This window comes from Roseimicrobium gellanilyticum (genome assembly GCF_003315205.1).
Taxonomy (GTDB): Bacteria; Verrucomicrobiota; Verrucomicrobiia; order Verrucomicrobiales; family Verrucomicrobiaceae; genus Roseimicrobium; species Roseimicrobium gellanilyticum.
In genome coordinates this window covers 922,993-936,555 of the sequence record NZ_QNRR01000001.1, presented here as the reverse complement: position 1 = coordinate 936,555, position 13,563 = coordinate 922,993, and the positions used below count along the sequence as shown (strand labels likewise).

Genomic DNA, 13,563 nt, shown 5'->3' with positions numbered 1-13,563 from the left:
ATGCCTGGGTGAAAACATCGCCCATCAAGTAGCGTCATCCAGGCTGTTCGGTTGATCACGCGTCTTTGTCATGGGGCCCGGGTGTTGCCGGAAGAACGCGCCCCCGTCCGATGAGCCATCCCAGGATGCCTTCACGCAGACCGAGGTACGAGCGGAAGTGATTCTGCCCCGGTCTGTAAATGCCATGAGCAACCAGCAGCTTGTGAAGTGCCGGCAGGTGATGGCACGGCACGGAGGGGAAGAGATGATGCTCCAGGTGATAGTTGATGTTCAGCGGGGCGATGCTGAGGCGCTCCAACACGGTCCCTTCGACAAATCGAGTATCTTGAATTTCATCGACCGCCTTGGTGGCGGGATGTTCGGCAAGGATGCGGATGCGGAAAAGCACCGTCCCCAAGGTCATGCTGGGTACCAGCCAGAGCAGCAGGTAGGGAATCCAGCCGCCGGTCACGGCAAGAAGAGTGATCAGCGCGGCGTGAAAAAGAAACCACCGTACATGCTCGGCTGCGCTGAGCCGCGGCGGGTCGCCCGTCACCAGCCTGTGGAGATATGTTCGCGAGCGGAGGTAGCGCATCATACGCGGGATGTGCAGGCCCAACAGGTCGAAGAGAAAGACTCGAAATGTTTTGAGCGCCCCTTGGGGGAACACCAGGAGATCCCTATCCAGCTGCGTTTTTTCCCAAGTGGGATCCTCAGGAGTGTTTGTGTGCAGATGGTGCCGCATGTGTTCGTACCGATAGCCAACGGTCGTCATGTAGATCGGCAATGCGCACAGGAGATCTCCCATCCAGTCATTGAGCCATTTGCGGGACGACAAATGGTAGTGCGCAGCTTCGTGCATCAATACCCCGAGGGCGGTCTGACGCGTGGCGATGACCGCTCCGGCCACCAGCCACACCGCCCAATGACGGAAGTGCAGCGCGAGGGCAAGCGAGCCAGCGATGACGATCCATTGGAGGGCGATGGCCCACGCGGCGCGCCCGTAGCTCACTTGGGACAACTGACGAACCTCTGCAGCGAGCATTCGCGGTGAGAATTCCGGGATTGTGTGGGCTGCGCCGACGTTCAATGTCGCAGCCCCGTGAAGTGCGCCCTGCTCCATGATGCGGAATCGCGCCGGCGGTGTTCCGTCTCTGCAAATATATTCTGTGAACCCCCACGGCCAGAGGCGACCTCAAAATCGATAGCGCCGACGCTCGACCTCCGTTCCTCTTCGCCCTATTCCACATCATCACCCACCGTGGTGAGACGCAGCATGGGCAGCTTGTCTTCTTTCCTTTCAGACTCGGGATGGATGAGCTCCTGCAGACGATTCTTCGTCGCCATGAACTCGGGCAGCGCAATCTGCGAGAAGTCACGCGGGCGCGGCACAGGCACCTCGATGATTTCCTTCACGCGTCCCGGGCGAGCTTCCAGCACGAGCACGCGATCCGAGAGGTACACGGCTTCATCCAGATCATGCGTGATGAAGAGGATGGTGATGTCGATGTTCTTCCAAATCTGCAGCAGATAGCTCTGCATCTGCGCACGTGTCTGTGCATCCAGTGCGCCGAAGGGTTCGTCCATCAAAAGAATGCGCGGCTCGTTCGCCAGGGCACGTGCAATGGCCACGCGCTGCTTCATGCCGCCGCTAAGCTGGTGCGGATAGGCATCCTCAAACTTGCTGAGCCCCACCAATTCGATCCACTGGCGAGCTTCGGACTCGGCAGTGTACTTCGCCTTGCCCGCCATCAGCGGGCCGAACATCACATTCGCCTTCACTGTAAGCCACGGAAAAAGCGTGTACCCCTGGAACACCATACCTCGATCGCGTCCTGGTCCACGCACAGGCTTGCCATCCACGAGCAGTTCGCCACCACTGGGTGTCTCCAATCCCGCGAGCATGCGGATGAGCGTGGACTTTCCACAGCCGGACTGACCCACCACACACATGAACTCGCGACGATGCACATCAAAGTTGATGTTCTTGAGTGCGGTGACCTCACCCTGCGGCGAAGGAAAACGCTTCTCCAGCCCCCGCACGGAGAGGACCGGCGGGCGCTGCTTCAGCTTCGCAAAGCGTTCCGCGACCGCGGGCGTCTGCGTGCGGTAGTCCGGAAGGTCCAGAGTGGCAATCATAGCGTGGTGCGAGGCGTGGGCGTGACTGCGGGAAGAGGTGATGGCTCGGGTGCCGCTGACGCCGGCTCCGCAGGTACAACTGCCGGGAAAGTGGGCTTCTCCGCATAAGCCGAGGCCTTGCGAATACCGGCCACGGCAAGGCCAGGCAAGAACGTAAGCGCACGGATAAACCAGCGCGCGGAGGGTGTATGACCGCGCACTGCCCATGGAAACAGCCCTCGTCCCAACCAGCCAAGGAACTGGTCTGTGAAGAAACCTGTGAGACCAATCATCAAGATGGCTGGGTACACATGCTCAAACTGGAAGCGGCGGCCGCGGGTATCGATGATCTCCGTGAGGCCACTCTTGAATCCGAGCAGCTCTGCAATCACCAACCACGTCCACGCGCAGCCGATGAGGATGCGCAGGTCATTGTACAGAGTGGGCATGATGCCCGGGATGATCACCCGCGTGACGAGCTGCTTCTGATTCGCACCCAGCGTCTGCGCCGCCTCCAGCAGTGAGACATCGAGCTGCCGCGTAGTATTCGCAATCACCAGCAATGCCGTCGGGAACGTACCAATGAAGACCAGCATGATCTTCGGCGCGGCTTCGAGTCCGAAGATTGCCATCAACACCACGCCGAACGTGGGTGCCGGCATGTAGCGGAAGAAGTCTGTGAAAGGCTCCAGCAGCCTTGAGAAGACCGAGTATGTGCCCGCAAGAATGCCCAGCGGGATGGCCAGCACCGCCGCGAGCAGGAAACCAAGGCTGATGGTGCGCAGCGACTCCTGATAGCGCACGAGCAGAGGCTTTGCGTCGGACTTGTTCTCCGTGCCCTCCTCCGCGCCAGCGTCCTCCGGTTTCCCTTTGATGTCCGCCCATGCGGTGGCGAAGACCTTGTGCGGAGGCACGAGATACACCGGATAGTCATACGAGACACGCGACTGCGGCACCAGCTTCAGCAGCGCCTGCGTGGGCCACTCGGCGCCGGCGAGCAGCGTGGCATTGGCCTTGATGATCTTTTCATTCTCCGCACTGGGGACCACCTTCTGCGGCACGGACTCGCCGCTGGCAATCTTCAGCCACACGGTGCGCAGCTTGTCGTCGTTGGCCTCATCTTCCTTGCCGACCCAGCCTTCCGCCAGGGCGAGCGGGAAGATCTGGCGCACGACTTTCTTGTTCTGTCGCGCGGTGGCTTCCAGCGGGGCACCCGAGTCCCGCGCGGTTTGCACGGCGGCATTGTCCTTGCGAATGGCCTCCTGAAATGGCGTGAAGTATTCCGGCGCGAGCCGGTCGCCCGGCACATACACACTTGCCACGGAGGGGCTCTCCGCGGAGATCTGCACCTCATGCAGGGCCTTCCAGAAGGGACCGTACGAGGCAACAATCCATACCAGCAACGGCAGGACAAATGACAACGTCATCAGCGCCGAGCTCCGCGTGCCGTCCAGATCTTTCCGGACGGCAAACCACGGCTCTCGATGCTTCTGAGGTTCTGGAGGAAGATGGTCAGAACCCATGCAAATGTTCAGCGTTGAGGAAGGTGCGGTGCGACTGGAAGCAGGTGAGGACTACTTCTTGCCGAGCACTTCCAAGGTGAGGGAGGGGTCGAGATAGCTCTCCGTCTTGGCAGGCTCCTTGTAGACCTCGTACTTCACATTGAAGGCATCCACCACCTTGGTGGAGCCATAGACGGAATCGAGACCTTCGCCCTTCGTCCACGCCTTGAGCACAGCATCCGGCTTGAGGATCATGGTGCCTCCGAGCAGTGGCTCGTACTCTGCGGGGGTCACGCCCACGCGACCGGCGAGAATGACGAGAGCCTCGTCGAGGTTCTTCTCCTCGGACATGTACGCCACGATCTTGTACCAGACCTCCACCACCTTCTTCCACTCGGCACGCTTGTCCTTGAGGCTGGCGGCATCGACATAGAGCAGGTCATAGATGAGACCAGGAGCATCCTTGGAGGTGAAGATGGCCTTCGATCCCGGGGCGACCTTCAAAGCCTGCCCCGAGTTCGGCTGCCAGGCGCAGATGGCGGCGACTTCACCGGAGGCAAGGACCTGTGGCGTGTTGTTGGTCGGAGTGTTCTTCAGCGTCACGTCCTTCTCGGTCATGCCATTCAGCTCAAGTCCCTTGAGCAGCAGCAGGTGGTCCACAAAGCCCACTTCCACGCCGATGGTCTGGCCCTTGAGCGCCTTTACAGAGTCGATGCCCTTCTTGGCGATGACCATGTCATTCCCGTTGGAGAAGTCATTGACCACGATGCCCACGGAGGGCTTGCCGGTGGCGCCTGTCACGAGGGCGTCGCCATTCGTCATGCACACGGCATCAAGCTGGCCAGCGGCATAGGCTTCCATGGACTTCACGTAGTCCATCCACACGAATTCCACGTCCACACCGGCCTCCTTGAACCAGCCCTTCTTCACACCAATCTCCCAGGCAACCCAGCCGGGCCAGTCACTGTAGCCAATCTTCAATGGAGCGGCAGCGAGCTGCGACGCGGGGGCAAAGAAGGCAACGCCTGCAAGCGCGGCCACGGCAAGGGTCTTGGTCTTGGACAAGATGAATTTCAGCATGTGTATCCTCCTTGGGTCGGTGGTGAAGGCCCTCCAAGTCAGCACCGGGCATGCCAAAATCCAGCTTCGGCCCAAAGATCGTAATATTTCTTGAGGCACTTCGTATGACGCGCCGGCACGGAGACATTCATCCCACCCGGTCCACATATGAATATTACTCGCGGCGAATTTCGTATGACGCGGTGGCATTCCCGCTGCTTGCTGCGGCATGCATGCCGGAAACCTCCCCCTCTCGTCCCGAGCCTGTACAGCGCATCTCCATTTCCCTGCCTGTCCCTCTGTACAAGCAGTTCGAGGAGATGATGGACGAGCGTGGCTTCACGAACCGTTCCCAGGCCATCTCGGAGATGATGCAACAGCAGATCTCAGACTACTACAGCCTGAAGGGAGACCATCTCATGGCCGGCACCATCACGCTGCTCTACGACCACAAGAAGCCCGGGCTGAAGCAGCAGCTCTCCGAAATCCAGTACACGCACATCACAGAGGTCATCAGCTCACTGCAGGTGCTGCTGGAGAACAGTCACACCATGGAGGTGCTCCTGGTGCAAGGAAGGGCAAAGACCTTGCGCCGTATTGCCAGCGAGCTGCTGGCTTGCAAGGGCGTGCTTAGCGGTCGCTTCAATCTCTCGCGCACCATCCTCCCGCCCATTCAATCTCCCGAAGTGGAATCCGAAGCTGCCTGAGCCCGGACATCATCAATCGCTCAATGGAACCCATCTACGAAATCGAACTCACCGGCGCGGGCATGTGGTCCCGGGTCATCTCCCGTGGCAAGACGCTGCGCCTCACCGACCTCACCGGTGGCGCCAATGTGGGCATGCTGCTCTACCACGCGCCCGAGCGCCACGAGCGCTACAACATGCCGGACACGCTGAAGGGCCAGCACATCTTCTACCTTCGCGCGCCTTATGGCATACACTCGGACATGGGTCGCCTCTTTGCCTCCATCACGGGAGACACGTGTGGCTGGCATGATACCGTGTGTGGCACCAGCGATGCGGAACTCGTGGAGGAACGCTACGGCGTGCACAACTTCCAGGAAGCGCGGAACGAATTCTACCGGAACGGACGCGAGTGCTTTTTGATTGAGCTCGCCAAGTGGGGGCTCGGTGAGCGTGACCTCGTGCCGAACATCAACTTCTTCAGCAAGGTGGTGGCGGATGTGGATGGCAATCTCTCCTACATGGAAGGCCACTCGAAGGCGGGCGACCACGTGGATCTGCGTTTCGAAATGGACACACTCGTGGTGCTGAATACGTGCCAGCATCCGCTGCACCCCTCCACGCCCTATGACCCACGCCCGGTGAAACTCAGCGTCTTCCCCAATGCGACTCCCACGATGGAAGACGCCACCATGACGGTACGCCCGGAGAATGCGCGCGCCTACCGCAACACCCTCGACTACTACCTGCTCTCCCGCTAAGCACCATGGCAGCCTCCACTTCATTGCTCAAAGAGTCCCCTCTCGACCCTTCCTGCGCGGCCTACGACCATACCGTGCTGGCTGGCGACCACTGGCTGCATCCCGTGAAGAAAGGCCAGGTCCTGCGCATCGTTGATGTGGAAGGAAATCAGGCGGCGGACACGCTCTTCTACAACCTTCACGAGCCGCTGGATCGCTACAGCGCCAGCGATACCATCCGCCGCGGGCACAATCTTTATTTATCCACCGGCACGACTCTGTACTCGACACGCAGCCATGCCCTGCTGACCATCGTCGCCGATACCTGCGGGAGGCATGACACCCTCGGTGGCGCCTGCTCCAGGGAAAGCAACACCATGCGCTACTCCTTCGATGTCGAACCCATGCACGCCTGCCGCGACAGCTTCATCTGTGGCGTGCAGCAGTGGGGCCACGGCATGAACAAGCGCGACATCACCTGCAACATCAACTTCTTCATGAATGTACCCGTGACCCCCGACGGCGGACTTTCCTTTGCCGACGGTATTTCAGGACCGAATCGCTACGTGGAACTGCGTGCCGAGATGGACGTGATGTGTCTCATCTCAAACTGCCCGCAGCTCAACAATCCCTGCAACGCGTACAACCCGACGCCGGTGAGGGTTCTCATCTGGGACTGAGTTATGTTTAGCAAGGTTTTGATCGCCAATCGTGGCGAAATCGCCTGCCGTGTGATTCGCACGCTCAAGAAGCTGGGCGTGAAGTCGGTCGCTGTGTATTCCGAAGCGGACCGCGATGCTCCGCATGTGGCCATGGCGGATGAAGCCTACCTTCTGGGCCCGGCTCAGGTGGCCGCGAGTTACCTCAATCAAGAAAGACTGCTGGAGGTCATCGCCGAGAGCGGTGCGCAGGCCGTGCACCCCGGCTATGGTCTGCTCAGTGAGAACGCGGGCTTCGCTGAGGCTTGCGAAAAGTCGGGTGTGGCCTTCATCGGCCCCACGCCTGCACAGATGCGTGCCTTTGGCCTGAAACATACGGCGCGTGAGCATGCCATCGCGTGCAAGGTACCTCTGGTACCCGGCACAGGGCTGCTGAGCAATGCCGCAGAAGCCATCGATGAGGCGGAACTCATCGGCTACCCAGTCATGCTCAAGAGCACCGCTGGCGGCGGCGGCATCGGCATGCGTCGTTGCGATGATGCTGAGTCTCTGCGGAACGCCTTCGAATCCGTGGTACGCCAGGGCACCGCGAGCTTCGGTGATGGTGGCGTGTTCATCGAGAAGTTCGTGGTCAATGCGCGCCACATCGAGGTGCAAATCTTTGGCGACGGCTTCGGCGGCGTCATCGCCCTCGGTGAGCGCGACTGCTCCACGCAACGCCGCAATCAGAAGGTCATCGAGGAAACGCCCGCACCAGGACTCGACGACGAGAAACGCCGCAATCTCTGGGATGCCGCCGTACGCCTCGCGAAGTCCGTGAACTACCGCTCCGCCGGCACCGTGGAATTTGTGTACGATGCGGATACCGGGAAGTTCTTTTTCCTGGAGGTGAACACGCGTCTGCAGGTGGAGCACACCGTCACGGAGGAAGTCACCGGTTTCGACCTCGTGGAGTGGATGATCCGCATCGCTGCCGGTGATGACATGAAGATCGAGGACATCTACATCGCACGCTACGGCTGTGCGATGCAGGCCCGCGTGTATGCGGAGGATCCCAACAAGGACTTCCAACCCTCCTGCGGCGTGCTCACGCACGTGAGCCTGCCGGAGGAATACGTGCGTTGCGATGGATGGGTGAGCGCCGGAACTGAGGTGACGCCTTTCTACGACCCACTGCTCGTGAAAATCATCGTTCACGGGGAGAATCGCGAGGACGCTCGCGCCCGTCTCATCGCCGCGCTGGAGGCTTCACGTCTCGCAGGCATTGAAACGAACCTCGCTTACCTGAAGCAGATTGCGGAAAGCGAACTCTTCAAGGAGGGTCGCATGACCACGCGTGCCTTGGGCGGCTTTGACTATCGCCCACGCACGGTGGATGTCCTTGCTGCTGGCACCATGACGACGGTGCAGGACTATCCCGGACGTCTCGGCTACTGGGAAGTCGGTGTGCCTCCATCAGGAGCCATGGACCCGTTGTCGCTTCGCATGGCCAACCGCCTTGTCGGCAACAACGAAGAGAAGGCCGGGCTGGAAATCACCGTGAGCGGTCCCACCCTGAAGTTCAACACGGACTCCCGCGTCGCCCTTACCGGGGCTGCCATGCCCGTGGAAGTGGATGGCGTTGCGGTGGAGTCATGGAGGCCCATCGACATCAAGGCCGGTCAGACGCTCAAGATTGGCGCTGCCAAGGGCGCGGGATGCCGTGCTTATCTCGCCGTGCAGGGTGGTTTTGATGTGCCTCTCTATCTCGGCAGCAGATCCACCTTTACCCTTGGGAATGTCGGCGGGCATGCTGGTCGTGCTTTGCGTCTGGGCGATGTGCTCGCCCTCGGCAGCATCAACCAGGCGACAGAAGCTCTCGCGGATGAAGAGGCACTTTCCAACCGTGCAAAGGCACTGGCGAACCTCTTCTCACTTGCCTCACGTCATACCCCCACCAGCGGAGGTGAACGTCTCTGGCATCTCGGGGTTCTCTACGGTCCCCATGGTGCGCCGGAGTTTTTCGTGCCGGAGGACATGGAAGTGTTCTTCACGACGGAGTGGGAAGTGCACTACAACTCCGCCCGTACCGGTGTGCGTCTCATTGGCCCGAAACCCAAGTGGGCACGTCCCGATGGTGGCGAAGCGGGCCTGCATCCCTCGAACATCCACGACAATGCGTATGGAGTGGGCTCGGTCGACTTCACGGGAGACATGCCGATTCTTCTTGGTCCCGATGGTCCCAGTCTTGGCGGCTTCGTCTGCCCTGCAGTGATTGTGCAGGCGGAGCTCTGGAAACTGGGTCAGTTGAAACCCGGTGACAAGGTCTGCTTCTGCAAGCTGGCCGAAGAGGAGGCCCGCTTGCTTCAGGAGCAGCAGGAGACCCTCATCGCGACGTTGAAGCTGGAATCCCCCGTGGAGCCCGGTCGCACGGAGCCTGAGGAAATCCCCCACACCACCGCTGTGCTGCGCACAATAACTGCGGAAGGCGATCGGCCGGAGATTGTGTATCGCCCTTCGGGTGACTGCTACCTGCTGGTGGAGTTTGGTCCTCTGGTGCTCGACATCCAGCTTCGCTTCTGGGCGCACGCCATCTATCTGGCGCTCGTGCGCAGGGACCATCCAGACATTCTCGATCTCACGCCGGGCATTCGCTCGCTGCAGATCCATTTCGACAACCAGGATCTCACGCTCAACGCCGTGATCGATCTTGTGGAAGAAGTGCGGCAAAATCTTCCCAGCATGGACCAGATGGAGGTGCCCTCACGCATCGTCCACCTGCCCCTCTCATGGGACGACCCTGCCACGCGCGAGGCTATTCAGAAGTACACGCAGTCCGTACGGCCAGATGCTCCGTGGTGCCCGAGCAACATCGAATTCATCCGCCGCATCAATGGTCTGGAGTCCCTCGATGAAGTGCAGCGCATCGTGCTCGGTGCCAGCTACCTCGTGATGGGCCTGGGTGATGTGTACCTGGGTGCGCCCGTAGCAACGCCGTTGGATCCACGCCATCGTCTGGTGACCACGAAGTACAATCCCGCCCGCACCTGGACCCCGGAGAATGCCGTGGGTATCGGCGGCGCTTATCTATGCATCTATGGCATGGAAGGTCCCGGTGGCTATCAGTTCGTTGGGCGCACCATCCAGATGTGGAATCGCTTCCGCGTCACCCAGTCCTTTGAGAAAGGCAAGCCATGGTTGCTTCGCTTCTTTGACCAGGTGCGTTTCTATCTCGTGAGCGCGGACGAGTTGCAGCAGCTTCGCCGGGATTTCCCGCAAGGGCGCTACACGCCACGCATTGAGGAGACCACCTTCAAGCTCTCGGACTATCATGAGTTCCTGCGCCGTGAAGATGTCAGCATTCGTGAATTCAAGGAGAAGCAGCAACGGGCCTTCGATGAAGAGCGCCAACGCTGGGCTGCGGCCGGCTTGAATGTCGCCAGCGCTTCCGAGACAGGACCGATAGAAGAAACGGCAGACTTCGTGCTCGAAGATGGTCATGAGGCCATCCAGAGCCCGGTAAATGGCAGCCTGTGGAAGCTCCTCGTGGCCGAGGGCGACCGCGTGGAGAGCGGCCAGACCGTGGCCCTGGTGGAAGCGATGAAAATGGAGATCCACGTCCACACACCGGTGGCGGGATTGGTATCCTCCGTGCTGGTACGAGAGAGCCAGTCGGTCTCCCCTGGCCAAACTCTTCTCGCCATTGCTCCATGACTTCCTCCCCGATTCCGGACCTTTCCCTCACCACCCTCCTCGCCGACTACCGCTCAGGAAAGACCACGCCTCGCGAGGTCGTACGCGCTGCGTTTGACCTCGCGCAGAAGGCGGACCCCGCCATCTGGATCTCCCGTCCAGACTGGAGCGTGGTGGATGAACTCCTCACTGCGCTGGAGAAGCAAGACCCTGCGTCGCTGCCTCTCTATGGCATTCCCTTTGCCATCAAGGACAACATCGACTGGGATGCCCTGCCCACCACTTCCGCTTGTCCTACGTATAGCTACCAGCCGAAGAAATCTGCCTTCGTGGTGGAGAAGCTGATTGCTGCGGGAGCCATCCCTCTGGGCAAGACAAACCTCGACCAGTTTGCCACGGGCCTCGTCGGCGTGCGCTCGCCGTATGGCGTGCCTCAGAATGCATTCAATGCGGAATATATCCCTGGTGGCTCCAGCTCCGGCTCTGCGGTAGCTGTGGCGCTGGGCATGGCGAGCTTCAGCCTCGGCACGGACACGGCAGGTTCGGGGCGCGTGCCAGCTTCGTTTAACAACCTTGTGGGATGGAAACCCACCCGTGGCCTGCTGAGTTCCTCGGGTCTCGTGCCTGCATGCCGAACGCTGGATTGCATCTCTGTCTTCGCACTCTCCGTGGCGGATGCTTCGACAGTCGCCGATGTGGTTTCCGAGTTTGATCGTGCTGATGCTTATGCGCGTCCCTATGTGGCCTCGCAAAGGCCATGGGATCCGGCATCCATTGTCATCGGTGTGCCGAAGCCCGAGCAGCGTGACTTCTTTGGTGATGCCGATGCGCAGAAACTGTATGAGGCCTCCATCGCCCGCGCAGAGTCTTTGGGCTGGCGCATTCGCGAAATCGACTTGCAACCCTTCCTCGATGCCGCGCGCCTGCTCTATGAAGGCCCTTGGGTTGCGGAACGCTACTCGGTGATTCCCGACTTGATCGAGAAGACGCCGGAAGCGCTTTATCCCACCACGCTGCAAATCATCGAAGGTGGTGCCAAACCGAATGCCGTGGCGGCGTTCACCTCACAGTACCATCTCGCGGAACTCAAGCGCGCCTCAGAAGCTGTGTGGTCCGAAGTGGACGCGATTATCACGCCGACGGCTGGCACCATCTACAAGGTCTCCGAAGTGCTGGCCGAGCCCATCAAGCTCAACTCCAACCTCGGCAAGTACACGAACTACATGAACCTGCTGGACCTCTGCGCTTGGGCAGTGCCCGCGGGGTTCCTGGGCAATGGACTGCCGTGGGGCATCACGCTTTTCTCGCCAGCTTTTGAAGACAAGCGACTGGCCGTGCTCGCAGCCGCGATGCATGCGAAGAGCGACCTTCCCGTGGGCAAGCTTGCCGTGAGCAGCAGCACTCTTCCCCCAGCCCCTTCACCCACGGAGCCGGCCGCAAAGCCTTGGATGAAGATTGCGGTATGCGGCGCGCACATGGAAGGCCTGCCGCTCAATCACCAGCTCACCTCACGCGGTGGGCGCCTGGTGCGCACCGGCAGCACTACCCCGGACTATCGTCTCTATCGCGTACCCGGCGCGGGCAGCATCCCCGACCGCCCCGGCCTCGTCCGGGTGACGGAAGGCGGCACCGCCATCGCTCTCGAAGTTTGGGAATTGCCCGAGGACACCGTCGGCTCGTTTGTGAACGCAGTGCCACCGCCATTGGGCTTCGGCAAAGTACAGCTCGAAGACGGCACCAAAGTTTTCGGCTTCCTCTGCGAGTCCATCGCGTTGCACCCCGAAGAAGAAATCACTTCGTTCGGTGGCTGGCGGGACTGGATGAAGGGTCGGAGCAGTTAGTGAGAACACATGATTTTCTAGCGGTGTCCGCAAACCACCCTTTCAGCATTCCTCTAGTCTATGGCTTCGCGTGCCGATACACCGGTAGGGAACTGCTGCGTCGGCTTCCTAACTAGGCGGGCGGAGGCGGTGTGGAACTAGCGTGCCGCAACCTCCGTCCACGCGATAACTCTGCCCCCATGGCTTCGCACCATGCCCAAGGAAGGGGAACGCCTCGTTCCCCAACCCCTGACACGCCATTTTCTTTCACCCCGCAGCAATGCCATCTACCGCCAGTTGCTTCTGCTTTGTGGACAGGAGCCGTCCCCTCGGCATGCGATAGCTCTGGAAAGTGTCGTCGGGAGACTCCCCACACTACAGATTGTTTCGCCCTGTAGCTCCGCACGGCTCCGCCCACAAAATTAGGAGGCCGACGCAGCAGCCCCCTACCAGTCAATAGGTGAGCCCCGTCATGGACCAGAGGCACACGCCTGCCTTCCCTCACCTGCTTGGTTGCCTTCCTCAATACCTCCCCAACGTCGGAGCCGGCTTTTCCATCGCGGCATACAGCATCTCGCGCAGACTCTTCATCGTCCTTCGCGCTGCCACGGCATCACGGCACACAGCCTTGATGGTCCACCCACCTCCCACGGCGAGCGGTCCACAACCGATGTACACATCCTCACTCGTAAGCGCCTCCACTTCGGCCTGAGGAAACGTCGCCAATCCAAACACGAAGCACCCGAGATAGTGCGCCGTCTCGGACACGATTCGCAACGAATTCAGCGAATCCCCCACCCTGCTCAAGGTATACCGCTCACGCGCTGCCAGCACGCCGCCGGACCAAACATCCGTATCCCACTGCAGTTCATCAAACTCAAAGACCTCACCACTGGTCACCCGTCCCGGCGCGAGCCACTCGAAGAACAACAACGACGCACCTGCGGCCAAATGGATATCATTCTTCTGGTGATACCGTGCTCCCGCATGCGGGATGAAGGGCTCCGGGAAATACTCCAGCATACCGCCCGCTGCCACGCGCAGCGTCTGCGTCACATGCGCCACATCGCCTTTGCGGGAGCGAAACACCCGGCTCGATGCCGGTGTGGTGAGCACGAGTCTCGCATCCTCCTCCACCGTCGCCTCCAGCGCGATGTCATCATCATCGAAGATGCCCGCTGTCGGATTCACCAGGTTCACCACCAGCGCGCCTTCATCGAAGTGAGGCTTGCTCAGGTGCATAGGCGCGCGGAACGACTGCTCCCGCAGATAGCTGACACCGTCCTCACGGCGAGAACAGACGAGCTTGAGGTGGCCAATCATGATTC

General features: G+C 60.4%; 10 protein-coding genes. 5 read left to right on the top strand and 5 right to left on the bottom strand.

The annotated features are described in order from the left end of the window. Positions 1-55 precede the first annotated feature (55 nt). The 4 genes from DES53_RS03840 to DES53_RS03825 form a co-directional block, all read right to left on the bottom strand. Positions 56-1,024 carry a fatty acid desaturase family protein gene (locus DES53_RS03840; protein WP_170156825.1) on the bottom strand — a complete coding sequence of 323 codons (969 nt, stop codon included), beginning with the start codon at positions 1,022-1,024 and terminating at the stop codon, positions 56-58. Positions 1,025-1,218: 194 nt separating this feature from the next. Beyond that, the gene (locus tag DES53_RS03835) at positions 1,219-2,118 is read right to left on the bottom strand and encodes an ABC transporter ATP-binding protein (protein WP_211325433.1); all 900 of its coding nucleotides are present in this window, start codon (positions 2,116-2,118) and stop codon (positions 1,219-1,221) included. Continuing rightward, complete coding sequence (locus DES53_RS03830; RefSeq protein WP_113956857.1) at positions 2,115-3,620, bottom strand: ABC transporter permease; 1,506 nt, start codon at positions 3,618-3,620, stop codon at positions 2,115-2,117. The genes DES53_RS03835 and DES53_RS03830 overlap by 4 nt, the downstream gene beginning before the upstream one ends. A gap of 51 nt (positions 3,621-3,671) precedes the next feature. After that, positions 3,672-4,679: an ABC transporter substrate-binding protein gene (locus DES53_RS03825; protein ID WP_113956856.1), complete on the bottom strand. Its 1,008-nt coding sequence runs from the start codon at positions 4,677-4,679 to the stop codon at positions 3,672-3,674. 212 nt (positions 4,680-4,891) lie between these two features. Here DES53_RS03825 and nikR point away from each other — a divergent pair, with 212 nt between their 5' ends. The 5 genes from nikR to atzF are packed head-to-tail and all read left to right on the top strand — an operon-like array spanning position 4,892 to position 12,256. Further along, entirely contained in the window at positions 4,892-5,365 is a 474-nt protein-coding gene (nikR, locus tag DES53_RS03820; protein ID WP_113956855.1) for a nickel-responsive transcriptional regulator NikR, read from the top strand. Between the two features lie 23 nt (positions 5,366-5,388). Then, entirely contained in the window at positions 5,389-6,105 is a 717-nt protein-coding gene (locus DES53_RS03815; protein WP_113956854.1) for an urea amidolyase associated protein UAAP1, read from the top strand. 5 nt (positions 6,106-6,110) lie between these two features. Beyond that, positions 6,111-6,764, top strand: a complete 654-nt coding sequence (locus DES53_RS03810; RefSeq protein ID WP_113956853.1) for an urea amidolyase associated protein UAAP2 — start codon at positions 6,111-6,113, stop codon at positions 6,762-6,764. A gap of 3 nt (positions 6,765-6,767) precedes the next feature. Beyond that, positions 6,768-10,436, top strand: a complete 3,669-nt coding sequence (gene uca, locus DES53_RS03805) for an urea carboxylase (RefSeq protein ID WP_113956852.1) — start codon at positions 6,768-6,770, stop codon at positions 10,434-10,436. Beyond that, positions 10,433-12,256: an allophanate hydrolase gene (atzF, locus tag DES53_RS03800; protein ID WP_113956851.1), complete on the top strand. Its 1,824-nt coding sequence runs from the start codon at positions 10,433-10,435 to the stop codon at positions 12,254-12,256. The genes uca and atzF overlap by 4 nt, the downstream gene beginning before the upstream one ends. A gap of 501 nt (positions 12,257-12,757) precedes the next feature. Here the strand turns inward: atzF and DES53_RS03795 are convergent. Further along, on the bottom strand, positions 12,758-13,558 hold the full coding sequence (locus DES53_RS03795; RefSeq protein ID WP_113956850.1) for an urease accessory protein UreD: 801 nt from the start codon (positions 13,556-13,558) through the stop codon (positions 12,758-12,760). Positions 13,559-13,563 lie beyond the last annotated feature (5 nt).